Genomic DNA, 24,391 nt, shown 5'->3' on the forward strand with positions numbered 1-24,391 from the left:
ATAATCGCTTCCTATGACAAGACGCGTTTGGTTGTCACTACTTGAACAATCTTACCTTCTTGCATCAGGGAGCTGATTTCATTCATAATTTTTGCTTCCAGCTTGTTCACACCTTCAGTTCCTTTTATGTCTTCTGGTGTCAACCCCGCCAATGTTTTAATAATCACCTGATTGACTTGCGGCAAACGCTGCTCCAACTCTGTTTTTGCATCAGCACTGTCCGCCGTAATGCTAAAGCGTACAATCATGTAATTATTCGTTAGCAAGTTCGTAGTAATTTCGCCAGTGTCAACGGAGAACTCTTTCATTTCCTCTGCCGTGAGTGGCTTTACTTCTTGCTCTTCCGTCGTGGCTGTTTGCGCAGCCGGAGAGAGATACGTTTGCCAGAGAACAAACGAGATCACTCCCAGTAGCGATATCGCGATGATAATGATTAGAGCCATGTTAAACAATCGATTTTGAAACATCGCTAATGCCTCCCGCTATTCATTTGAATCACCCGGCATTTTCGGTACAGATGTTGCCGGAGGAACATTATGATAAAAAGCCTGAACACGTTCAGCGATGGATTCCACCGAATCCTTCACGATGTATTTTCTGTCGTTGAACAGCGTGATTACACTATCCGGAGTTGCTTCAACAGTTTCAATGTGAGTGATGTTCAGATAAAAAGTAGAGCCGTTAAACCGCGTTAACTTAATCATTGGCTGCTCCTTTCCGGATCAAGCTGGGGGAAGGCTTAGAACACTTCCCCAGCTATTTCCGTTAAACGAAATTATCGTTTCAGGTTCACCAGTTCTTCTAGTACTGTGTCAGATGTCGTGATGATCCGAGAGTTTGCTTGGAAACCGCGTTGTGCCACGATCATTTCTGTAAATTCTTCAGAAAGGTCAACGTTGGACATTTCCAGTTGTCCTGCAATGATGCTTACTTTTGCATCTACTGGCGTCACTGGTGTCAACGGGTCACCACCATTCGCTCCAGCGTTTACTGTGTTTTCGTAAAGATTGTTCCCAATCTTCTTCAAACCACCTGGGTTATTGAAGGTCATTATCCCTATGGTATTCGCAGAATCTAAGGCACCTGTTTCATCCACCGTTGTGATAACTCCGTCTTTTCCGATGGAGTAAGAAACAATCCCATCATCTTGACTGATCTGAATTTCACCAGGATCAGAGTTCATGAGTTTCATCCCTTGGGAGTTCACCAGGTACCCATCTGCATCACGTGTAAAGTTGCCTGCACGCGTATAATAGATCGTGGTTCCTCCATCTGGGCTTACCATAAAGAATCCATCGCCCTCGATAGAAAGGTCTGTTGGCAGGTTGGTTGTCATCGGACTACCAGCAGAGAAGACGGTATCAACGGATGCGATTGAAGCTCCTAGTCCAATCTGAGTTGGGTTAGTTCCGCCCTTCGCACCAGCTGTAGGAGCCCCAGCCCCTTGGACATTTTGGCTCAAAATATCTTGGAACATCACGCGGCCCTTTTTGAAACCAACGGTGTTTACGTTCGCGATATTATTACCAATAACGTCCAACTTCGTTTGAAAACCACGCAAGCCTGAAATACCTGAATACATAGATCGAAGCATACTAATTTCCTCCTTTACCTTCTCATTTACAGCGGCTACCTCTGTCAGTCGGTAGCCGAATGGGCTTCCTCAAAAGGAGGTCCAGCCCAGTAAACAGCCACCTATACGAAAATGGCACTGTCAATGTTAGTAAATACGTTGTCCTTCATGCTGCCATCGTCTACGGCGGTAATAATTTTCCGATTTACGATGCTCACGACGTAGGCCACATTATCCATCATAACGAGAGACTCTCTGGCGCCTTTGGCGGCTGCTTTTTGCACAGCGGATTCCAAACGCTCCATCTGCTGTCTTTCTAGCGTAATGCCCCGCTCCTGCAAGCGATTGACGGCATGCTGGCTAAAGCTAAGTGGCTCTGACTTGGTTGCAGCGCCAATCGATTCCGTCAAATACTGTTGAAATAACGTGTTGTTTCCCGGAGCAGTTTGGGTAGTAGCTTTTGCGACGTGATTCGTTTTCGGAGGAAAATAGGGTTGCCCCACACGAAAATGGTTCATGGCGCTTCCTCCTTATATCCAATCCTAGACGATGTCGTCAATGCCGCGAGCCGTGTCCCGCAATCGATTCCATAGCACTTCTGTTGATTCATTGCTGTCTACTAGGGCATCGAGAGCAAATTCTTGCTCGTCATTATCCTGCTGTTGTCGATTCTCTTGTTGCTGTCGTGCTTGTTCACGCTGCTGTTGGAAGTTAAAAGCTGTATCCTGCTGCTGGTTTACCTCCAAGCGATCAACCTGCAAGCCTTGTTGGGTCAAAGCAGCTCGAAGCTGCGGAAGCTGATTGTCCAGCATTTCTTTTCCAGCCTGTGTTTCAGCATGGAATTGTGCTGTAATCACTCCATTTTGGGAAGTAATTGTTACATCTACTTGGCCCAAAGATTGCGGATTCAGAATCAGCTTTGCCTCATGGACGCCATTGTGTTGCGTCAACTGCATCTTGGACACGAAAAGCTGTGTGACTTGCTGTGTCAGTTGATTGGCGTTCACATGATGTGTTGGAACCGAGTGTTGCTGAAAGGTCTGTACAGATTGTGTCTGAGTATTAGATGAAGCAATAATCGGTGTCTGACCATTTCCATTCGACATGCCCTCTTCTGCATTGCCCTCTTGATTCAAAAGGCCGCTTTGAAGGGTAGACTGTACTGTTTGGGACTGGATCCCTGCCTCTTGCTTGTAAGCCGAGAGACCTTGATTCAACCGCAGTGGAGAAATCGTCTTAAACGTATCCTGTTGGGTTGTGTTCACGTTTGCCATCACATCGGATCGCAAGTTCAGTCCACTTCGTTTTGACTCCTCAGCATTTCCTTTTTGATTCTTCAGGGATTCGAGAAGAGCTGCCAGCTTGTCTAGTTCGTTTTGGGTTGCTTCCCCTTTTTTCAGGTTAGCTAGAATCTGCTTTAAATCCTCACTCACTTGACCAGCATTTCCTTGAGCTTTACCCAAGAGTTGTTCAATTGCAGTTGCAAATTTTTCTTGGGCGTCAGGTGGTAATTCGTCTTGCGTAGTTTGACCAGAGCCAAGCAGTTGGGCAAATAATGCCATGAGCTCAGCTAATGCTAGCATTTCCTCTTCACTTAAACCCTCTGGCGCCACCATAGTCTCTTCTGCGTTCCCCACCTGATCCAACACCTGCATCAATTGCATGGAAAACATTTGACCTAAACCAGTTCCTCCCGCATTTGCTACAGGTGTCGCTGTAACAGATCCTGCTGATCCTACTGCAGGGGTCAAATTGGCCACATTCATCTCGTTCACCTCCTCCTTTTGATATTTGTTGCTTATAGGAACGAAAACAGATGATTGCTCATTCTATTTTCGAAGCAACTCTTCTGTAACGCGAGCCGCCAGATTATCTGGTTCTTTCTGTTTCTTGTCGTCATTGGCTATCGCTGAGAGAGTTTGTGCCCGTTTATCCACAGGCAAATCTTTCATTAAGGCAATGGCTTGACCACTGTTAGTAACCATAAGTGAACGAATGATTGCAGCAGCATCCGCAGGAGGCAATTGAGCGAACGTCTTTTTTAGATCTTCTGCAGATTCAGAACCATCACGGCTTTCGCTTAATGCCTTTGTCAGCACATTAACACGTTGTTGCAGAGCCGCAATGTCATCATCTTTGTTTACTACTGAATCTTTTAGCAGGATCGAAATATCGGCAGCTTTCTCGGGTTCCATCTTGGCCAAAATGTCTGCCTGTTGTGCAGGCTTCATTTTTGTCATGACAGCAACAGACTCTTGCAGTTTTAGGTTTTCAATGATGGCCGCCGCATTCTTCGGAGACATGGTTGTATACACTTTAGCCAAGCCTGCAAACTGCTTCTGACGTTCTTCCTCAGTCGCGCGCTTGTCTTCCATTGCCTTGTTTACATCATCGAGTTGTTTTTCAAGCGCCACAATGGTGGCGTCTTTCTTTGCTGACTCTTCTTTTAAAGTGGAAATCTGCTGCTGATTTTTTGCATGATCTTGCTGTAAGGTTGCCACTTGTTTGTCCATGTCAGGTTGTTCTTCTGAGTTGCGAGTTGCCGCATATTCGTCCGGGACTAATTTTTCCACGTACGGTATGGAGTTAGCCCAGTGGAGAACAGTCCCTAACACATTTACTCCGAGCAAGCTCAGGAGCACACCGCCAAGGAGGCTGGCAAACAGTGCAGGAATGACAATCATATAAAAGAACCATTCCCACCTGCCGTATTCCCGTTCTTCTTGGATTTCTTCCATTTGGAACCTCCCTCAGTAGCTTCGGCGAAGATAGAGTTGCGTACCGATCTCATCCAACTCTTTTTGCTCTCTTTGCTTCTGATCGTCCAGAAATTGATGGAGCGACTTTTCCCGAAGGCGTTGCCATAGTTGGGACTCTTTCATACGTTCCGTCAATCGTGACTGACAGCGTTCCACATCCTGTACACAACCATGCAAAGTACGTTGCTGATGCTGAATGGATCTCGCAACCGATTGCTGATATTGCGTAATGGTAATGAGCTGTGCAGCACTGCATGTCTGCATCTGTACTTCCTGGAGCTTCACCGTCATCTCGTCATGATGATCGGTTAGTTGAGAAAGCTTCCACTCTTCTTCGTTTTTACGCTGGATCGACTTTCCGAAAGCCCACTCTGCTTGTTCTTTTTCTTTTTCCTTTAAATCAAGAACCTTTTGGAGATGAAACTGAAACACACGCACGTTAGTTCACTCCTCCGAAATGAGCTGTCAACGCTTGGATAGTGCCCTGCAAAGTAGATGGCTCATGCGTTCCTTGTGCCGTAAAAGCAGAAATGATATCACGATAGCGAATGGCCGCATCTATTTCCCGATTGCTCCCAGGTTTGTACGCCCCAATATTTATGAGGTCCTCCGCTTCACGAAACGTAGCCAGATGCTTTTTCAGCTGACGAGCAGCATCCAAGTGGTTACTATCGACGATTTCATTCATGACACGACTCACACTCGCCATCACATCAATGGCAGGAAAGTGACCTTTGTGAGCGATTTTTCGGTCAAGAACGATGTGACCGTCCAAAATCCCCCGCGCCGCATCCGCAATCGGATCGTTCATGTCGTCAGAATCAACCAATACGGTATAAAAGGCCGTAATACTTCCCTTATCCGCTGTTCCTGCGCGCTCCATCAGCTTTGGCAGCATCGCAAACACTGATGGCGTATAACCACGTGTAGCCGGCGGTTCTCCGATTGCCAAGCCCACTTCACGTTGTGCCATGGCAAAACGCGTGACGGAATCCATCATGAGCATGACATTCATTCCACGATCGCGGAAATATTCTGCTATGGATGTCGCAATCATTGCTCCCTTGATTCGAATCATGGCAGGTTGATCGGAAGTAGCTACGACAACAACAGACCGCTTTAGTCCTTCTTCCCCAAGATCACGCTCGATAAACTCCATGACTTCACGGCCGCGTTCTCCAATAAGACCAATGACATTGATATCTGCCGTAGTATTTCGGGCGATCATTCCCATCAATGTACTTTTTCCTACCCCTGATCCAGCGAAGATGCCGACCCGCTGACCTTTCCCAATGGTAAGCAGACCATCTATCGCTCTCACACCTACACTCAATGGTTCTTGAATGCGCGGTCGAAGGATCGGATTTGGCGGCATATTGTTGGTAGGATAAGACGTCAACCCAAATGGCAGTGAGCCTTGATAGGGTCGGCCCAATCCATCGAGGATCGAACCCAATATTTCTGGTCCAACTTTTACATCTAACGAACGTCCTGTCGCGACCACATCGCAACCTGGACCAATTTCGGTCAATTCGCCTAATGGCATTAACAGCACTTTGTTTTCGCGAAAGCCAACTACTTCTGCGATGATCGGTTCCTTTGTGTTAGCCGGATATAGATGGCATATCTCACCTAATCTCACTTCTGGCCCTTGCGACTCAATGGTGAGCCCAACAACCTGTGTCACTTTGCCATTCACGCGCATCGGATCTAATCCATGCAGCATGTGCTTGTACTTCGAGAGATCTAGGATGCTCATGGAGCCTCACTTCCTCTGGCAATCATAAGCAGCGCCTGCTTAATCTCCTCCATTTGTGTATCAATGCGGGCATCGACACTTCCCAAAGCAGTGCGGATGACACATCCACCATCTTGTACTGTATAGTCAGGGTAAATGGAGAGCTCTGCTTGTCCATCTAACAATTCCAGAAAACCAGCACGATGTTCGAGCACATAATCAAAGTAATTATGGTTGACGCACACAGTGATCTCGCCATGAACACGGGAGCGGCGGAGTGCCTTTTTCGTCATTTCCAGGACCTGCTCGGGATGCTGTTGCACTTCCTGTCCAATGATTTTTTTTGCGATTTCCATGCTGAGTTCCACTAGAAACGGCTCCGCCTCAGCTATAATCTGTTTTTTTTCGGCAAGCGCCTGTTCCAGAATGGTTTTTGCTTGGCTGAGTGTAGCTGTTTGCTCCTCGTACGCCTCACGTTTACCCGCTTCGAAACCTGCCTCCTGCCCTTCCGTCATAGCCTGCTCTTGTACTTGTTGAAACAGTTGCGCAGCTTCCTGACGCTTTTGTTCCCACCATTCTTCCATCTGAGAAAGCGTCTCTTGTCTTAATTGCTCTGCTTGCTCCGCAGCTTGCTGCAGGATGTTTTGCGCGGTCTCTTCTGCATCTGAGATGATCGTTTTCGCTTCAATCTCAGCTTGATTTAAAATTTCTTGATTTTCTTGCAACCTTTCAGCAACTTCTTCCGTCTTAAGTGGTACAGGCGTTACCGAGAGGAGAAAAGATTCCTCAGAAGGCCGATAATTGGCGCTTTTGATGATCCTAGACAATGATATCATCTCCTCCACCGCGGGCGATGATGATCTCACCAGCCTCCTCTAAGCGACGGATAATTGCAACGATACGAGATTGTGCCTCTTCTACGTCGCGAAGGCGAACTGGGCCCATAAACTCCATTTCTTCTTTGAAAGTATCCGCCATCCGTTTGGACATGTTTCGGAAAATAACTTCCCGAACTTCTTCGCTGGATACTTTGAGAGAAAGTTGCAGATCGGCATTTTCCACATCGCGGATAACGCGCTGAATCGAACGGTTGTCGAGTGTAGCAATATCCTCGAAGACGAACATACGCTTCTTGATTTCTTCTGCCAGCTCTGGATCTTGAATTTCGAGGGAATCCAGAATCGTGCGTTCGGTTCCACGATCGACACCATTGAGTACAGCCACGATCGCTTCGATCCCGCCTGCCTGGGTGTAATCTTGGGTAACAGTGGCAGAGAGCTTTTGCTCCAATACCTGTTCAACTTGAGCGATTACTTCCGGTGAAGTACTGTCCATAGTCGCAATACGTTTCGCAACCTCTGCTTGACGTTCTTGCGGAAGAGCGGACAGGATCATGGCTGCTTGTTGAGCTTCCAGATAAGAAAGCACCAAAGCTATCGTCTGCGGATGCTCATTTTGGATAAAGTTAAGGATTTGACCTGGGTCAGCCTTTCTAGCAAAGTCAAACGGTCGAACTTGAAGGTTTGCCGTCAAGCGATTGATAATATCCATCGCTTTGGTCTCACCCAAAGCTTTTTGCAAAATTTCTTTGGCGTACGTAATTCCGCCTTGTGCAATTACCTCCTTGGCAACTGCTATCTGGTGAAATTCAGATAAAATTTTATCTTTTTCATCTGTATCCACTTTTCGCACATTGGCGATTTCTAATGTCAGTTGCTCGATCTCATCCTCACGCAAATGCTTGAACACCTGGGCAGAAACTTCTGGCCCGAGTGAGATGAGGAGGATAGCTGCCTTTTGTCGTCCTGACAACTCTTTAGCGCCGCGAGCCATACCATTCACTCCTTAATCTTCTGCTAACCAAGTACGAAGCAGAACAACAAACTCATCTGGTTTGCTTCGCGCCAATTTTTCAAGTTGCTTTCTGACCACTACCTGGTCTCCATCTTCTTGGTAAATCAAGTCTGGTATTTCGGCCGCGTTTAACGGTGTCAGCAAGTCTGGCAATTCCTCTTCTTCTTGTTGTTGCTTCGCTTGACTGCGTCTGCGATAAACGAGGAAGGCAACAGCAGCAAGTGCCAAGACTGCAATACCACCAACTGTCCAAAGAACAGCAGGACTTAGTGCACTGGAATCCTCAATCTCAGCTTTTCCTGAGAACTGACGAGGGAGTACAGAAATATGCTTGTCCAACTCAGCATCCGTTAAATCAGAAACCTGATCACTTAAAGTGACACGAACAACATTGCGCAACACTTGTTTGATGCTCTCGAGCGTAGCAGCATCCAACGTTGCACCATCTGGCGGTTCTACCCCAACGTTGATTGTGATGTCTTCGATCTTGTACGGGCTTGATGTAACATTTCGTGTGATGCGATTTACTTCACGGTTAATCGTATCATTCAACTCTTCGTATTGACTGTTACTTCCTTGTGGGTTAGCTCCCGGGTAGTTCGGAACTGCATTGCTATTGGTTCCTGCAATTCCCCCTGGTGGTTGACCTTGTCCAGAGAAGGCTTTTGATAATTTTTGAGAAGAAATGATAAGTCCTTCGTTATTCTCTTTGTCAGGTGCCTCGACTATGTTCTCTACGCGATTTTCTTTGTCAAAGTTCATTTTGAGGAACGTATGGACGATGACTTTATCGCGTCCCATGATTGTACCCAACAAGTTGTACAGGTTTTGTTGAATTTTCTTTTCAACATCTGCTTTGATTGTTTCCTGTTGCTTAAAGCTACTCATTGTGCCTTCGTTTTCATTGCCTTCGGAACGTTCTAGCGGATTGGAATACTGGTCTGTAATCGCAATCGCTTCCATCGGCAATTTCGGAACGCTTCGGGAAACAAGCAGATAAAGCGAGTTAATTTGCTTTTGATCAAGCGTTGTTCCAGGTTCAACATCAACGATAACAGAAGCCGTCGCTGTATCCGGAGTCTCCGTCACCCAAACGCTTTCCTGCGGCAATGTAATCATCACTTGTGCGGAGCGTACACCTTTCACACGTTCCAGCATCTTGCGCAGCTCTTGTTGCAAAGCCTCTTTCTTCATAACATCAAATTGGCGATCTGTAACTCCAAGGGTACTGGAGAAAATTTCTGCATTAATTCCTGCTTGACTCGGAATACCTTGTGCAGCCAAATCGACAATGACATCTTGTGCCATCTTTTCTGGAACCTCGATACTTGTACCATTCCCCGTGATCCGATATGGGATTTGTGAAGCTTCCAACTCTTGCTTGATAGTCCCGATTTCTTGTTCACTCAATTTTTGGTTGTAGAGTGGTTTGTACACCGGCTGAGAAGCGATGTATATGTATAGACCAAGCGAAATCAAGAGGAAGAGCGAAATACCGAGAATCATCCATTTTTGTTTCTTGGAAAATTGGTTCCATTTTGACGTAATCTGGTCTTTGTATACTGCTAAACGTTCGTTCATGTTTCACCTCTCAAAGGATACCAACAACGATCAAATCGGCATGCGCATGATTTCTTGATAAGACTCAATCATCTTATTCCTGACCTGCATAGTCATTTGTAGCATCACGGAAGCTTTTTGACCTGCAACAGTCAATTGGTGCAAATCGGTAATTTCTCCCGCTGCAAACTTGTCGGCAAGATTCGACGATTCTACTTGCGCCTGATTCACTTTATTCATGGCATCCGATAGAAACGATGAGAATTCTTGTGAAACTTCAGCTGGGGTTGGCTTGTTCACACTCGGTGTACGAATTGGCGTTAGTTGGGAGATTGCACTCATTTCCATTCCTTACTGTCACCCGCTTTACTTGATTTCCAATGCTTTTAGCATCATCGATTTGGAAGCGTTCAATGCTGTCACGTTGGCTTCGTACGATCTTGATGCGGAGATCATGTCCACCATCTCTTTCATCGGGTCGACATTCGGCATCAAGAGATATCCGTCTTGATCTGCATCTGGATGAGATGGATCAAATACTCGCTTAAACGGAGTATTGTCTTCTTGAATCGCTGTGACCTTCACACCTTGTCCACCCTGACTTCCTGAGACCGTCCCTACGGCTGCTTGCAGGAAGTTATCAAATGTTCCATTTGTTTGAGGTGACAACTCCACCATTTTCCTCCGATATGGCTGCCAGGCGCCATCTACGAAGTTTGCTCGAGTGGTTTCCGCATTTGCAATGTTGGAAGAAATCGTATCCAATCGCAAGCGGTTAGCTGTTAAGGCAGAAGCACTTGTGTTAATTCCCTGAAACAAGCTCATCCTTATTTACCTCCACCCTCAATTACACTGCGTAGTTTCTGAAAATGTCCTGCTGTCAATTGCGTTAAACCGCTGTACCAAATTTGGTTCTTGGCCAATTCTGTTGTTTCTGATTCCAAGTCAACATCATTGCCACTGTTCTGAATGAAGTTATTCGGATTGGACACAACCTGCGGTACTGCAACGCCCCCTACATTTCCAAACGGGAGGTGTCGTTGATTGGTCCGATACGCTTCTAACTTGCCATTGCCCGCTCTTGCATTCAACTCATCTTGCAAAAAGCTCTCAAAGATGACTTGCTGACTTTTGAATTGAGGGGTGTCTATGTTGGCAAGGTTGTTTGCGATCGTTCTATGTCGCAATGTTGCAGCGTCGAGTGATCTCTCCAGGACCTGCAGATGGTAACTATCCAGCATTTTTCCTTCTCCCCCAATATGAGTCAATTACTTTCCCTAAAACCACCTATATTTCCTGTATTTTCGACATCCTAATACGATTCAATCATAGCAAAATCAATTTGGACAAAAAAGCCCCTTTTCATGACGTTTTTCAAAATGATTCAATGGGACTAAATCCCTTATCTTTCCTGTTTTTTTACTGCATTTTACAAGGAAACCATATTCAAACCATCGTAAATGTCGAGGCAAGCATTAAAAATCAACATATAATTTATGGTAATAATGTGTCGTTTTTTGAAATAAATAGGACTAAAGTCCCATGAATAAAGGTGCAGCAACATGAGTTGCTACACCTTTTGTTTACTTCTGTGTAACTTTTGGCAAGGTATATTACGAGGTTTTGAGCTTCTCCAGTTCAGGCAACAGCTTTTCATTCAGCACTTTAATGAAGGTACCTTTCATTCCCAAAGAACGGGATTCGATAACACCCGCACTCTCCAGTTTACGCAGTGCGTTTACAATTACGGAGCGAGTAATCCCAACGCGATCCGCGATTTTGGAGGCTACGAGCAAGCCTTCTTTGCCTTCGAGTTCTTCAAAAATATGTTCAACTGCTTCCAACTCACTATAAGAGAGGGAACCAATCGCCATTTGTACAACCGCTTTGCTGCGCGCTTCTTCTTCGATTGCTTCAGAACGCTCGCGCAAGATTTCCATACCTACTACAGTTGCCCCTACTTCTGCAAGAATCAGGTCGTCATCGACAAATTGATCATTAATGCGACCCAAAATCAGCGTACCGAGACGATCTCCTCCACCCATAATTGGAACGAGCGTCGTCCAACCTGTACGGAATACTTCTTTCATTTCAACTGGGAAAATGGTGTATGGGCTATCTACATCCAGGTTCGCAGATGTTTCATCTACTTTCAGTAACCCCATGCTGTACTCTTCTGGAAAACGGCGCTCTTCCAGCATTTTGCGCATACGGCTGTTATCCATCTCTTGATGAATCGCAAAGCCGAGAAGCTTTCCTTTGCGGCTTACAACATAAGTATTTGCTTCGATAACGTCACTCAAAACTTGGGACATTTCATTGAAGTTCACGGCATGACCCGCGGATTTTTGCAACATGCGGTTAATTCTTCTTGTTTTTGACAGTAGATCCATCTGTATTTCCTCCTAATTATATGTGCTGCCTATCCAATGTTTATAAAATATATTGACTCAAGTCTTTGTTCCCCACGATTGTACCTAATTTCTGTTTGACATAATCGGGGGTAATCTGTACTACTTCTAGGTGGATTTCTGGGGCTTCAAAAGAGAGATCCTCCAGTAGCTTCTCCAATATGGTGTGCAATCGTCTAGCACCAATGTTATCTGTGCTCTGATTGACCTCAGCAGCGAGACGAGCGAGTTCCTGAATGGCTTCCGGTGTAAATTCAACACGCACACCTTCTGTTTCCAAGAGGGCAACGTACTGCTTAAGCAACGCGTTTTTAGGCTCAGTCAAAATTCGGACAAAATCTTCAACGCGCAAGCTAGTCAGTTCCACCCGAATCGGAAAACGGCCTTGCAATTCAGGAATTAAATCTGATGGCTTTGCCATGTGAAAAGCACCAGCTGCGATAAACAGAACATAATCTGTTTTGACAGGACCATACTTAGTCATCACAGTTGAGCCTTCCACAATCGGTAAAATATCACGCTGGACCCCTTCACGGGATACATCCGGGCCACGCCCATCCTTACCCGCAATCTTGTCAATTTCGTCAATGAAGATAATACCGTGTTGTTCAGCTCGACGAATTGACTCCTGCGTAACTTCGTCCATATCCACCAGTTTTTGCGCTTCCTGCTGAATTAATACCTTTCGCGCATCTTTTATTCGCAATTTTCGTTTCTTCATCCGCTTAGGCATCAGGCTACCGAGCATATCCTGCATTTGCATCCCCATTTGTTCTGTACCCGGAACCTGGAACATGTCAAACATCGAAGGTGATTGATCTTCGACTTCAATCTCAATCATTTGCTCTTCTAACTGGCCATTCGTCAATTGCCACATGGTTTGTCTGCGTTGCTGCTGGATCGATACTTCTTCTTGATCAGAGGTATCCTCCTGCTGTTGCTGCTGTCCACCAAAGAACATCTCCAACGGATTTTTGAACGAGTTCGACTGCTTGCGAGATGGGACAAGCACGTTCACAATCGCTTCATTCGCAAGCTTCTCGGCTTTCTCTTTCACCGACTCTACTTTTTCCTGTTTGACCGTACGGATAGAAGCTTCCACCAGATCACGGACCATCGATTCCACATCTCGTCCTACATAACCGACTTCCGTAAACTTCGTTGCTTCTACTTTAATAAAAGGAGCACCTGTCAGTTTTGCAATCCGACGTGCGATTTCCGTTTTTCCAACACCAGTAGGTCCGATCATCAAGATGTTTTTTGGAACAACCTCTTCAATCATTTGCTCTGGCAAACGACTTCGACGATAGCGGTTGCGAAGCGCTACAGCAATGGCTTTCTTGGCTTGTGCCTGCCCGACAATGTATTTATCCAAATGCTCTACGATCTTACGCGGGGTTAATTGCTCAAGATTCAGCACAGCAGGTTCCTCCCTTTCGCTCAATTCAACTCATCCACAACAAGATTGTTGTTTGTGAACACGCAAATTTCAGCAGCGGTACGAAGCGATGCTTCCGCAATTTCACGTGCGCCGAGATGAGGCGCATATGTTTTCAATGCACGACCTGCTGCAAGGGCAAAGCTACCGCCAGAACCAATTGCAAGAATCCCATCATCAGGCTCAATGATTTCGCCATTTCCGGAGATAAGCAACAAATGCTCCTTATTGGCAACAATCATCATTGCTTCCAAACGACGCAAAATTTTATCCATGCGCCACTCTTTCGCCAGCTCTACAGCAGCGCGCTGCAGATTGCCGTGGTACTCCTCCAGCTTTCCTTCAAACTTCTCAAAAAGCGTAATGGCATCAGCAACAGAGCCAGCGAATCCTGCTAAAACTTCGCCGCGATATAGACGTCTTACTTTTTTGGCACCGTGCTTCATTACCATGCTGTTGCCAAAAGTAACCTGACCATCTCCGGCCATCGCTACAAACCCATTGTGCTGTACAGCAAATATGGTTGTTGCGTGAAACTGTTCCATCACTGATTCCTCCCGTTATGTCCGATTGGCGGAACCTGTATTGCCCGGGTTTGCTCGTGGGTGAGCGGTGTCATATACATGCCGAAGTCGCTCTTTGGTCACATGCGTGTACACCTGTGTCGTTGAAACATTGACGTGGCCCAGTAATTCTTGCACGGTACGCAGATCAGCGCCGCCGTTCAACATATGGGTCGCAAACGTATGACGAAAGGTATGTGGTGAAACCCGCAATTGAAGAGCGTACGTATCTACGTATTTGTCTACAATCCGCCGAACACTGCGGTCGGATAACGGTTCTCCCCGATAGTTAACCAGCAAATTGCCGTGTTCTACTTTTCCAGCCAACAGTTTTTCTCTTCCATGTTCTAGGTATTGCCGAAGAACGTCGCAGGCATAACTTCCAACCGGTACATACCGTTCTTTCGCTCCTTTTCCATAAACCAATGCGACTCCCATGCTCGGATTCACATCATTCACAGATAAAGTGGTGAGCTCCGTAACACGCATGCCGCTTGCATACAACAGTTCAAAAATCAGCCGATCACGAATTCCCAGTGGAGTGGTGGTATCAGGCAGATCGAAAAAAGCTTGAACTTCTTGCGGATATAAAAAGGAAGGAAGTTTCTTCTCCATTTTGGGAGTGGAGACTAGTTGAAATGGATTCTGTTCCAGTTGATCTTCACGCAACAGAAATCGGTACAAGCTACGCAAACTGGATAGCTTGCGGGCAATACTTCGTCGGGAAAGCCCCCTGCCAGCCAATTGCGCGAGAAAGGAGCGACCATGCAAATAAGAAACAGCAGCAAATACGGTGATTTGGTGCTGTTCCATAAAGGAGACAAATTCGCTGATATCTGCCACATACTGCTTCACCGTATGAGGAGAGGCGTTTTTTTCAACTCGCAAATAGCGGGTAAACATCTCAATATCCGCAGAATTTTGTTGCGAAATGTCCATACGGGATGCACCCTCCTCGAAGCACCTATATAGTAACACAGACGAAAATCGGATATCAATGTTAATTGTGTCGTTCTTGTGTAAAATTCTGAATTGTATCTAGCGCCCGCTCAGCGAGCTTTTCATTTTTCAAACGCTTGTCTCGGATTCTTTCTGGCCATTCTGGTACCAAGCCAAAGTTTGCGTTCATTGGTTGGAAATGCTTTGGATCTGCCGTTGTAATATAACGAGCCATGCTGCCCATAATTGTTTCTGGTGGAAGCTCGATCAATTCTTCCCCTTTTGCGAGTCGTGCTGCATTTATCCCCGCAAGCAAACCAGATGCCGCTGACTCTACATATCCTTCTACACCAGTCATTTGACCAGCAAAGAAAAGTGTTTCCCGGTCTTTATACTGATACGTAGGATTCAACAGTTTTGGCGAGTTGATAAAGGTGTTGCGGTGCATCACACCATAACGAACGATTTCGCAGTTTTCCAACCCAGGAATGAGTGAAAAGACTCTTTTTTGATCTGGCCATTTCAGATGGGTCTGGAATCCTACGATGTTATACAATGTCGCAGCACTATTGTCCTGACGAAGTTGTACAACCGCGTAAGACTTTTTACCTGTCCGCGGATCAACCAGACCTACTGGCTTCATGGGACCAAATGTCATGGTTTTGTGACCACGCTTTGCCAATACTTCAATCGGCATGCAGCCTTCGAAGAAAATTTCCTTTTCAAATTCCTTCAATGGAACTGTTTCTGCAGAGATCAGCGCATCATAGAAGCGATTGAACTCCTCTTCTGTCATCGGGCAGTTCAGATAGGCTGCTTCACCTTTATCATATCTGGAAGCAACGAACACCTTGTTCATATCAATCGAGTCTTTCTCGATAATGGGCGCAGCTGCATCATAGAAGTACAGATATTCTTCACCCGTCAGCTCTTTTAACTTTGTAGACAAAGCTGGAGAAGTAAGTGGCCCCGTCGCAATTACGACAATCCCATCAGGAATTTCGGTAATCTCATCCGAAATGACCTCCACTAATGGATGATTACGAACGGCATCTGTAACATGAGCCGCGAACTCGTGTCTGTCTACGGCAAGCGCGCCTCCAGCTGGAACCGCGCAACGATCTGCCGCATCGATAATGACAGAGTTCAGTCGACGCATTTCTTCTTTTAATACACCCACTGCATTCGTCAACGTGTTAGCACGCAATGAATTACTGCATACCAACTCTGCAAATTTATCGGTATGGTGTGCAGGCGTTTGTGTCTTCGGTCTCATTTCATACAGCTTTACTTTTACACCCACCTGCGCGATTTGCCATGCTGCCTCACTACCAGCGAGACCAGCGCCCACTACTGTAATTGTTGGTTGTGACATGCTGTTAATCCTCCAAACTACAAAATCGAATCAAGCTGCTTAGGAGTCTGCCTCTTCTTGATAATCACACTTCGTGCAAACAATGCTAACTCCTTGCTTCTTGCGCTTTTTCTCCACGAGCATGCTGGAACATTTTGGACAAGGTCTGGCAATCGGTTTGTCCCACGATACAAAATCGCATTCCGGATATTGATTGCATCCGTAAAAAATACGACTCTTCTTAGATTTACGTTCGATAATCTCTCCGGTTTCACACTGCGGACACTTTACGCCGATATCTTTTACAATCGGCTTCGTATTTCGGCAATCCGGGAATCCGGAACAAGCTAAAAACTTGCCGAATCGGCCAAGCTTATATACCATCACACGGCCGCAAAGCTCGCACGATTCATCCGATTCTTCGACTTTCAGCTCTACTTCTTTCATTTCTTCTTCTGCAACAACTACGCGCTTTGCAAAGTCTTGATAAAAATCGTCCAGCACCTGCACCCAATTGGTGGCTCCTGCTTCGATATTATCCAAGCCCGATTCCATATGCGCAGTGAATTCTACGTTGAGAATCTCCGGGAAAAACTCCTCGACAAGCGTGATCACAATCTCACCCAACTCGGTCGGAACGAATCGCTTCTCCTCTAATGCTACATAGCCGCGCTTTTGAATGGTTTCTAATGTAGGCGCATAGGTAGACGGACGTCCAATTCCCATCTCTTCCATCGATTTAAGCATGCGCGCTTCGGAGAATCGAGGTGGTGGTTGTGTAAAGTGCTGACTCGGCTCGATTTCTTTTTGTTCGAGGATTTGTCCTTCTTCAATAGGCGGAAGGAAGCTTTCTTCTTCTGCACCATCATCGTTTCCTTCAATATATACCTTCATAAATCCAGGGAACTTCACTTTTGATCCTGTTGCTCTGAAGGTAACTCCACCTGCGTCAATATCTACGCTCATCGTATCAAGAACAGCAGATGACATTTGACTGGCGAGGAAACGCTCCCAGATTAATCGATACAAGCGCAACTGATCTCTCGACAAGTATTCCTTAATTTCATCCGGTGTACGTATCACACCTGTTGGACGAATCGCTTCGTGAGCATCTTGAGCATTTTCGTTTTTCGCCTGATTGCGTGGCTCAGATAACACATAGTCTGGACCATATTTCTCAAGTATGTATTCTCTTGCCTCGTTCTGTGCAGTTACAGATAGGCGAGTAGAGTCTGTACGCATATAGGTAATCAAACCAACTGCGCCTTCTTTATTGCCAACGTCGATCCCCTCATAGAGCTCTTGAGCAATTCGCATGGTCTTAGAAGTGCGGAAATTCAGCTTACGCGCTGCCTCTTGCTGTAAAGAACTCGTTATAAAAGGAGGGGCAGGATTGCGCTTGCGCTCACGCTTGGTTACCTTTTGTACCACATATGGTTTGTTCTTCATTCGTTTCAATACCGCTGCTACATCATCTTCCGAATGAAGCTCCATCTTTTCATCGCCATAACCATAGAACTTCGCGTTAATTTCTTTACCGTCGCTGATCAATGTACTCGCAATTGTCCAATACTCTTCCGGGATAAACTCTTGGATCTCCCGCTCACGATCCATGATAAGCTTTACCGCAACCGATTGAACACGTCCGGCACTCAAGCCTTTTCGAACCTTTTTCCATAAAATTGGACTGATATTGTAGCCAACGAGTCTGTCGAGAATGCGACGTGCCTGTTGAGCATTTACCAAGTCCATGTTTATGTGTCGTGGATGCTTGAACGCTTCTTTAATGGCATCTTTGGTAATCTCATTGAATACCACACGAAGCGGTTGATTCAAATCGAGACCCAAGTATTGTGCCAAATGCCAAGCAATTGCCTCCCCTTCGCGATCCGGGTCGGCTGCGAGATATACTTTTTTTACTTTTTTAGCGGCATCTTTTAAGCCCTTCAATACATCGCCTTTGCCGCGAATGGTTATGTATTTGGGTTCAAAATTATGTGTAACGTCTACACCCATTTGACTTTTCGGCAAATCGCGTACATGCCCGATAGACGCTTTCACGATATATTTACTACCCAGGTATTTTCCGATGGTTTTGGCCTTCGTAGGGGATTCTACGATTACTAGCGTATCAGCCATTTTTTTCCTCCCCTTTTAGTAAGGAATCTTCCCTATTATTAAATACCCTCATCCGGTTTGTCAAACACTTGTGCCTCTAAGCATTGCCAAAAAGCTAGCGGATATGCTATCGCCGTGCAAAATAACCGCCAGGAAGTGCCACAATGGCCCCTTTTGCTTCCAACCGAATGACCAGCTGATGTAGCATCCTGCGTTGGTCTTTTTCTAAGCTGCTCATTAACTCATCCAGATGAATCCCATCATATGTTACGGCTTCCACAATAGCTTTTTCTTCATTAGATAAGGGAATGACATCGGTTGCATTGCTTTTTATGACCTGCTTCATCGGCCCAGCTTCTGGAAGATGATGTTTGATTTCATCCCATATATCGTTACTGCACGTTACTAGCTTTGCACCTTGTTTGATCAAGTTATGCGGTCCCGCACTCATCAATGAAAAAATCGGACCAGGAATTGCAAAAACTTCCTTGCCCTGCTCAAGTGCACAGTCTGCCGTAATCAAGGATCCGCTTTTTTCTGCTGCTTCCACCACTAATACACCGATAGATAGTCCACTTATGATACGATTTCTCTCTGGAAATAATCCAGAAACAGGTGGAATATGAGGAGGATATTCGCTGAGGAGTAGGCCAAAAGATTCAATTTCGCGATAAAGTTCTCGATGTCGAGAAGGATAAACATGATTCATTCCGCAGCCGAGCACGCCAATAGTCTTACCGCCTGCTTTCAAGGTAGATTGGTGAGCCTCCGCATCAATTCCATAGGCTACCCCTGAGACAATGACAAGACCTGCTTGTACCAGTTCTCGGACAAAAAAGCTACAGCTCGCTCTCCCATATGGTGTCGGTTTGCGCGAACCAACGACGCCAATCGACAATTTTTCCAATAATGTGTGATCGCCACGATAAAACAACGTCCATGGAGAATCAGGGATATTGCGGAGCGAAACAGGATAAGCATCGTCAAAAGGACATAAGAAGCGCGTTCCCTCTTCTTCACGCTTTTCCAATAGTGCCATAGCTGAAGCTACATTGCTATGCTTGTCAACCTGCCCAGTGATCAAGGAAGTCAATCTGAGCTCACGTGCCAGTTCATGCCAATTTTCGATGGCAACCTGAAAAGAACCTGTGATTTCAAAGATTTCTCGGATTTTCCTTCTTCCCAAACCTGAGATCATCGTAAACACATACACCCAGTCTCTCTCGTCGAGCTTCGCCTTTTCCACTCCAAAATCCTCCTTCATCCCGATCACAATTGTCACAGCGGACGGTATTGAAAGCTATTCTATCGAAAGAAAGAGGCTGCTTCAAAAATAAAAAAGTGGACAAGCCTAAGCCTGTCCACTTCTGTCTTATCTGCTTACTTGCCCATTACTTTCTCGAGCATACCGCGCTCTTTCAGCAATTCAACAAGTGTTTCACCGATAACTGCAGGTGTTTTCGCTACGCGAATACCGCATTCTTCGAGCTTCGCGATTTTCTCAGCAGCTGTACCTTTACCGCCAGAGATGATCGCACCAGCGTGGCCCATACGTTTTCCTTCAGGAGCAGTTTGTCCTCCGATGAAGCCTACAACTGGTTTTTTCATGTTAGCAGCGATCCACTCTGCTGCTTCTTCTTCCGCAGTACCACCGATTTCACCCAGCATGATAACTGCTTCTGTGCCTGGATCTTCGTTGAACATTTTCAGTACATCGATGAACTCCATACCTTTTACTGGGTCTCCGCCGATACCTACAGCTGTGGATTGACCAAGGCCGCGAGTAGAAGTTTGGTGAACTGCTTCATACGTCAAGGTACCGGAGCGAGATACGATACCCACTTTACCTGGAACGTGGATGTAACCAGGCATGATACCGATTTTGCACTCACCTGGAGTGATTACGCCAGGGCAGTTAGGACCTACGAGAAGGGTTTTCTTGCCTTCCATGTAGCGCTTAACTTTTACCATGTCCAGAACTGGGATACCTTCTGTGATGCAGATTACCAGATCCAGTTCAGCGTCAACTGCTTCCATGATCGCATCAGCAGCGAAAGGAGGAGCAACGTAGATAACGGATGCAGTTGCACCAGTTGCTTCAACCGCTTCTTTTACTGTGTTGAAAATTGGAATACCGTCAACTTCGGTTCCACCTTTACCAGGTGTTACACCGCCCACCATTTGTGTACCGTATTCAACGGCTCCGCGAGTGTGGAACAGACCAGTTGCACCCGTAATCCCTTGCGTAATTACTTTTGTATTTTTATTAACGAGAATACTCATCGCGTAATTTTCCCACCTTTTTTAACGTATCTACTCGAAATATCTTACTTCACCAAGGATACGATTTTCTCAGCACCATCCGCCATAGATTCTGCAGCTACGATGTTCAAACCGGACTCATTGAGGATTTTCTTACCCAAATCTACGTTTGTACCTTCGAGACGTACAACGAGAGGTTTGTCCAATTTGATTTGTTTTGCTGCATTCACTACGCCGTTTGCGATAACGTCGCATTTCATGATGCCGCCGAAGATGTTGACGAAAATACCTTTTACTTTTTCGTCACGGAGAATAATTTTAAACGCTTCCGTTACTTTCTCTTCAGTAGCTCCGCCACCAACGTCAAGGAAGTTAGCCGGGTCTCCACCGTAGAATTTCACGATATCCATCGTTGCCATCGCCAGACCTGCACCGTTTACCATGCAACCGATGTTACCATCAAGTGCGATGTAGGACAGATCGAACTTGGAAGCTTCGATTTCTTTCTCATCTTCTTCATCCAGATCGCGCAGAGCTACGATGTCAGGGTGACGATAGAGAGCGTTGCTATCGAAGTTCAGTTTCGCATCCAGTGCCATTACTTCACCGTCGCCAGTTACAACCAGTGGGTTGATTTCAGCGATAGAAGCATCTTTATCAACAAAAGCTTGGTACAAGCTCATCATGAACTTGGCAGCTTTGTTAATCAATTCTTTTGGAATGTTGATTGCGTAAGCCAGGCGACGAGCTTGGAAGCCATTCAGACCTGTTACTGGATCAACTACTTCTTTGAAGATTTTTTCTGGATTGTTTGCTGCTACTTCCTCGATGTCCATACCGCCCTCTTCGGAAGCCATCATTACAACGCTTCCAGTAGCACGGTCAACTACTACACCAACGTAGTATTCTTTCTTGATGTCGCAGCCTTGCTCGATCAGAAGGCGCTTAACTTCTTTACCTTCTGGTCCTGTTTGATGAGTAACCAGTACTTTACCAAGAATTTCGCTGGCATATGTACGAACTTCATCAAGATTTTTTGCAACCTTTACACCGCCAGCCTTACCACGGCCACCAGCGTGAATTTGCGCTTTTACTACGTTTACTTGGGTGCCCAGTTCTTTCGCTGCTTCAACAGCTTCTTCCACTGTGAAAGCTACGCGTCCTTCAGGAACTTTTACACCGTACTGCTTAAGTATCTCTTTACCTTGATACTCATGAATGTTCATTCTCCATCCTCCTATGGCAGATAAAGATCGGCAGGCTTTTAGACCGGTTCAAAGACGTCTGTCTTTTTCCGGTCATAACCTCCACTATCAGTGCAACGTTACTATTCTACGACAAAAACTGCAAAAGTGGTAGTAATATGTTCTGTTTATCGTGACCAGAAATGCGAAACTTCATGAGGAAATTCCTCATTTTCGTAGAGATTGAAACAATTTCCACTGTTTTTCAGCGAGTTCATCGTGAATGTACCAAGTTTGGTCATACTTAAAGTAACGTGGATATAATTCAATTCTCTGTTCTGTATCATTCACCAAAAAATGAAGTTCATATTGTTTTGAGCCCAGATCTTTCGGTAGAGCATTTAGTGGATCTGCATTTTTTAGCAATCGGACGGATTGATGGGCAATTCCTTGCTCGATCGTCGTTTGGGTGACATCCAACTCTGAGTCTTTGACGTTCATTTCGCCATTTGCTGTGATGCGAATCCGTGTAGATTTAAATAACTGGTCGATTCTGTCTTCCTTACGATTGCTTGGCGGCATCCATTCCGTTAAGCGCGAAAAGAGGCTACCCTCTACGTGAAAGAAAAACGTTTCTCTCCCAAAGGGAACCGCAATCAGCGTCGGCGTCAAAATGGCCACTTCCACCGGTTTGTCAGCAGAATTTATTCTCATCCGATAGTTTGGGTAGAGTGGATACTGTTTGCTGCGACTGTCCAACTCTGGAACTGCCGATCCCATTACTTTCCTGATGTATTCTGCTTCTGCTTCGTTCAACACGCGCGCCTGACCAAGGTCCTCTGCCGATAAACGCACGCTCTGAATTTTTTGTGAGAGCACTCCTTTGCCAGTTAACTTGTTTACCCACTGATAAAAATAGCTGGCACCCGCTCCACGATACGTATGTCCTCCAAACTCACTTGCCGATTCCCCCACTGTCACAACGAGTGGAGCCTGCTGAGTTCGGTAGAGAACAAGTGTAAAACGTACATCTTCTTGCTTTAAAGGCTCGGATGATATTTGTAAATCTTGTCCCTGTCCGGACAGTTCTTGCAAAAATAAGCGCAAGTCCACTAATACTTCCTGTCCATCTGTTGACATCACCGTTACTTTTTCAACCGCACCAAGCTCTGTCTCGATATGATCTTTCATGTCATCAGAAACCTTGCCTGGCTGTGCACAGCCAGTGACGAACAAGCTACTCACCATCATAACCAGTAGACACGTACGTAAAGACGATATCACGCAGTAACCCTCCTCGTGTATTCCTGTAAGATAACGCTACAGAAGTCCCAATCGACGGCTGATCTCACTGCCAAGCTTTCGTTTCACGTAAATTTCACCAATTTGGTGCGGATCTTTCACGACAACAGAGCGATTGTTCGTACGGATCACCACATACTTTTCATTGTTTTTGTCCAAACCACAAATCAAATCAGATGAGGCTTCTATAAAGATAGCTACCACTGTTTTCCCATCTATTTTTTTCAACGAAATTTTTGGAAATGGGGTCACAAACGGTGACGTCTTATCTTGGATGTATTGCGTAATGGCAAGAATGTATTTGTCCGGGTCTCCATACTGCTCGATCTCATGATCAATCCCGCACACTGTCCCCTCATCTGAAATGCCTAAAAATAAGTTCCCGTTGTTTGAATTCGCAAACGCCACAATAGACTTAATAATTCCCGTCTTCGAATAAAGAAAGTCGCGTTTGAATTCAATCATGTCGTTCTCACCAAGTTTTGTTGCTGTTACGGGATCATCGATTCGGCCTAAATAGCGAAAGCGACTAATGGCGCCTAAGCGATAGACGTATTCTTCAAATATATCAGCAGGCAGCGAAAGGTCTTCTATGCTTGCATCTGTGTTTTGCCACAATTTATATGTTTGTGGAGCAAAGCACATGTCAAACAATACGTTTCCACCGAGCGAGCGTATGTTCATACCGATGGAAGCAGGCATGATCTTCCCCGGCTGATATGGGGCATCTGTTTCCACTTCCAATACTCCTGAATGAATTAAATAATCGAAATAATGACGCGGTAATTGTGCATGATGCTTTAATAACTGACGTTCTGGCTTGGGTCGTCTGATTTCTTGATAAAAATCAAAACGCACAGATTGTTTTTCCAGTTGGCTTACCATTGCAATCAATGAACAAATATGGCGCATGTTTCCCCTCGTTTTATGTTAGAGTAGGTGTCATTGTTTGGTCATATTTTAACGCAACCTTTTAAGAATTGACTAGTTTTTTCGTTATTTTTCTGATTGATAGTGATGTAAAATTGTTTGCAATTTAAACGAAAGTCCCATTTCTCCGCTAATTTTTAGCTTACCTGTTACAAAAGCAACGGTGGGATTCAAGCGTCCCTCTACGAGCTTAATAAAATCTTTGTCAGACAACTCCAGCTTGCAGCCTGCTTCCCTTGTCACACCCAGCTTGTAGTCCGCTTGATTATCGGCAAAAACAACCTCGTAGGTGCCCACCTCTTCTCCACTTAGGACAAAATGGTACACCGCATGTACTCCTGCGATCCCTTGTGGCTGGGCGTTTATTCTATCCGATAAATCCTGAAGAGTTTTTTGTACTTGCATG

At 45.5% G+C, this 24,391-nt stretch carries 26 protein-coding genes; all 26 read right to left on the bottom strand.

Annotated elements, in window-relative coordinates:
* Nucleotides 1-11: 11 nt before the first annotated feature.
* Entirely contained in the window at nt 12-467 is a 456-nt protein-coding gene (locus ACFVS2_RS07165; protein WP_007719300.1) for a flagellar basal body-associated FliL family protein, read from the bottom strand.
* A 15-nt stretch (nt 468-482) separates the two neighbouring features.
* Nucleotides 483-704, bottom strand: a complete 222-nt coding sequence (locus tag ACFVS2_RS07170) for a flagellar FlbD family protein (protein WP_017249323.1) — start codon at nt 702-704, stop codon at nt 483-485.
* A 71-nt stretch (nt 705-775) separates the two neighbouring features.
* Nucleotides 776-1,594 carry a flagellar basal body rod protein FlgG gene (gene flgG / locus ACFVS2_RS07175; RefSeq protein WP_390232663.1) on the bottom strand — a complete coding sequence of 273 codons (819 nt, stop codon included), beginning with the start codon at nt 1,592-1,594 and terminating at the stop codon, nt 776-778.
* Nucleotides 1,595-1,695: 101 nt separating this feature from the next.
* Nucleotides 1,696-2,091, bottom strand: coding sequence for a TIGR02530 family flagellar biosynthesis protein (locus tag ACFVS2_RS07180; RefSeq protein WP_048033452.1), 396 nt, complete (start codon nt 2,089-2,091; stop codon nt 1,696-1,698).
* Between the two features lie 24 nt (nt 2,092-2,115).
* Nucleotides 2,116-3,339 carry a flagellar hook-length control protein FliK gene (locus ACFVS2_RS07185; protein WP_390232665.1) on the bottom strand — a complete coding sequence of 408 codons (1,224 nt, stop codon included), beginning with the start codon at nt 3,337-3,339 and terminating at the stop codon, nt 2,116-2,118.
* Between the two features lie 63 nt (nt 3,340-3,402).
* Nucleotides 3,403-4,311: a MotE family protein gene (locus ACFVS2_RS07190; RefSeq protein ID WP_390232667.1), complete on the bottom strand. Its 909-nt coding sequence runs from the start codon at nt 4,309-4,311 to the stop codon at nt 3,403-3,405.
* Between the two features lie 12 nt (nt 4,312-4,323).
* Nucleotides 4,324-4,770: a flagellar export protein FliJ gene (gene fliJ / locus ACFVS2_RS07195; RefSeq protein WP_173617420.1), complete on the bottom strand. Its 447-nt coding sequence runs from the start codon at nt 4,768-4,770 to the stop codon at nt 4,324-4,326.
* Nucleotide 4,771: 1 nt separating this feature from the next.
* Nucleotides 4,772-6,091, bottom strand: coding sequence for a flagellar protein export ATPase FliI (fliI, locus tag ACFVS2_RS07200; RefSeq protein ID WP_390232669.1), 1,320 nt, complete (start codon nt 6,089-6,091; stop codon nt 4,772-4,774).
* The gene (gene fliH / locus ACFVS2_RS07205) at nt 6,088-6,906 is read right to left on the bottom strand and encodes a flagellar assembly protein FliH (protein WP_390232671.1); all 819 of its coding nucleotides are present in this window, start codon (nt 6,904-6,906) and stop codon (nt 6,088-6,090) included. The genes fliI and fliH overlap by 4 nt, the downstream gene beginning before the upstream one ends.
* Nucleotides 6,890-7,903: a flagellar motor switch protein FliG gene (gene fliG, locus ACFVS2_RS07210; protein ID WP_007719331.1), complete on the bottom strand. Its 1,014-nt coding sequence runs from the start codon at nt 7,901-7,903 to the stop codon at nt 6,890-6,892. Before fliG ends, fliH begins: the two co-directional genes overlap by 17 nt.
* Before the next feature lie 12 nt (nt 7,904-7,915).
* Complete coding sequence (fliF, locus tag ACFVS2_RS07215; RefSeq protein WP_390232673.1) at nt 7,916-9,505, bottom strand: flagellar basal-body MS-ring/collar protein FliF; 1,590 nt, start codon at nt 9,503-9,505, stop codon at nt 7,916-7,918.
* Between the two features lie 30 nt (nt 9,506-9,535).
* Nucleotides 9,536-9,832: a flagellar hook-basal body complex protein FliE gene (fliE, locus tag ACFVS2_RS07220; RefSeq protein WP_173617417.1), complete on the bottom strand. Its 297-nt coding sequence runs from the start codon at nt 9,830-9,832 to the stop codon at nt 9,536-9,538.
* Between the two features lie 18 nt (nt 9,833-9,850).
* The gene (gene flgC / locus ACFVS2_RS07225; protein ID WP_173617416.1) at nt 9,851-10,309 is read right to left on the bottom strand and encodes a flagellar basal body rod protein FlgC; all 459 of its coding nucleotides are present in this window, start codon (nt 10,307-10,309) and stop codon (nt 9,851-9,853) included.
* A 2-nt stretch (nt 10,310-10,311) separates the two neighbouring features.
* Entirely contained in the window at nt 10,312-10,725 is a 414-nt protein-coding gene (flgB, locus tag ACFVS2_RS07230; protein WP_173617415.1) for a flagellar basal body rod protein FlgB, read from the bottom strand.
* A 372-nt stretch (nt 10,726-11,097) separates the two neighbouring features.
* On the bottom strand, nt 11,098-11,877 hold the full coding sequence (gene codY, locus ACFVS2_RS07235; RefSeq protein WP_016743316.1) for a GTP-sensing pleiotropic transcriptional regulator CodY: 780 nt from the start codon (nt 11,875-11,877) through the stop codon (nt 11,098-11,100).
* A gap of 40 nt (nt 11,878-11,917) precedes the next feature.
* Nucleotides 11,918-13,315, bottom strand: coding sequence for an ATP-dependent protease ATPase subunit HslU (gene hslU / locus ACFVS2_RS07240; RefSeq protein ID WP_304502543.1), 1,398 nt, complete (start codon nt 13,313-13,315; stop codon nt 11,918-11,920).
* A 20-nt stretch (nt 13,316-13,335) separates the two neighbouring features.
* Nucleotides 13,336-13,878: an ATP-dependent protease subunit HslV gene (gene hslV, locus ACFVS2_RS07245; protein WP_390232677.1), complete on the bottom strand. Its 543-nt coding sequence runs from the start codon at nt 13,876-13,878 to the stop codon at nt 13,336-13,338.
* A 15-nt stretch (nt 13,879-13,893) separates the two neighbouring features.
* Nucleotides 13,894-14,835, bottom strand: coding sequence for a tyrosine recombinase XerC (gene xerC / locus ACFVS2_RS07250; RefSeq protein WP_173617414.1), 942 nt, complete (start codon nt 14,833-14,835; stop codon nt 13,894-13,896).
* Nucleotides 14,836-14,896: 61 nt separating this feature from the next.
* Nucleotides 14,897-16,210: an FADH(2)-oxidizing methylenetetrahydrofolate--tRNA-(uracil(54)-C(5))-methyltransferase TrmFO gene (gene trmFO, locus ACFVS2_RS07255; RefSeq protein ID WP_390232679.1), complete on the bottom strand. Its 1,314-nt coding sequence runs from the start codon at nt 16,208-16,210 to the stop codon at nt 14,897-14,899.
* A gap of 39 nt (nt 16,211-16,249) precedes the next feature.
* A complete protein-coding gene (gene topA / locus ACFVS2_RS07260) occupies nt 16,250-18,328 on the bottom strand; it encodes a type I DNA topoisomerase (RefSeq protein WP_173617412.1) in 2,079 nt (692 codons plus the stop codon).
* 106 nt (nt 18,329-18,434) lie between these two features.
* Entirely contained in the window at nt 18,435-19,553 is a 1,119-nt protein-coding gene (gene dprA / locus ACFVS2_RS07265) for a DNA-processing protein DprA (protein WP_390232680.1), read from the bottom strand.
* 134 nt (nt 19,554-19,687) lie between these two features.
* Entirely contained in the window at nt 19,688-20,590 is a 903-nt protein-coding gene (gene sucD / locus ACFVS2_RS07270) for a succinate--CoA ligase subunit alpha (protein WP_007719376.1), read from the bottom strand.
* A gap of 44 nt (nt 20,591-20,634) precedes the next feature.
* Complete coding sequence (gene sucC / locus ACFVS2_RS07275; RefSeq protein WP_007719385.1) at nt 20,635-21,795, bottom strand: ADP-forming succinate--CoA ligase subunit beta; 1,161 nt, start codon at nt 21,793-21,795, stop codon at nt 20,635-20,637.
* A 186-nt stretch (nt 21,796-21,981) separates the two neighbouring features.
* Nucleotides 21,982-23,037 (bottom strand): hypothetical protein, encoded by a 1,056-nt coding sequence (locus ACFVS2_RS07280; RefSeq protein WP_390232682.1) that lies wholly within the window; start codon nt 23,035-23,037, stop codon nt 21,982-21,984.
* Between the two features lie 36 nt (nt 23,038-23,073).
* Nucleotides 23,074-23,967, bottom strand: a complete 894-nt coding sequence (locus ACFVS2_RS07285) for an AlbA family DNA-binding domain-containing protein (RefSeq protein ID WP_390232684.1) — start codon at nt 23,965-23,967, stop codon at nt 23,074-23,076.
* An 84-nt stretch (nt 23,968-24,051) separates the two neighbouring features.
* Nucleotides 24,052-24,390: an SCP2 sterol-binding domain-containing protein gene (locus ACFVS2_RS07290; protein WP_173617408.1), complete on the bottom strand. Its 339-nt coding sequence runs from the start codon at nt 24,388-24,390 to the stop codon at nt 24,052-24,054.
* Nucleotide 24,391: the final 1 nt, after the last annotated feature.

Source organism: Brevibacillus sp. NPDC058079 (genome assembly GCF_042885155.1).
GTDB lineage: Bacteria > Bacillota > Bacilli > Brevibacillales > Brevibacillaceae > Brevibacillus.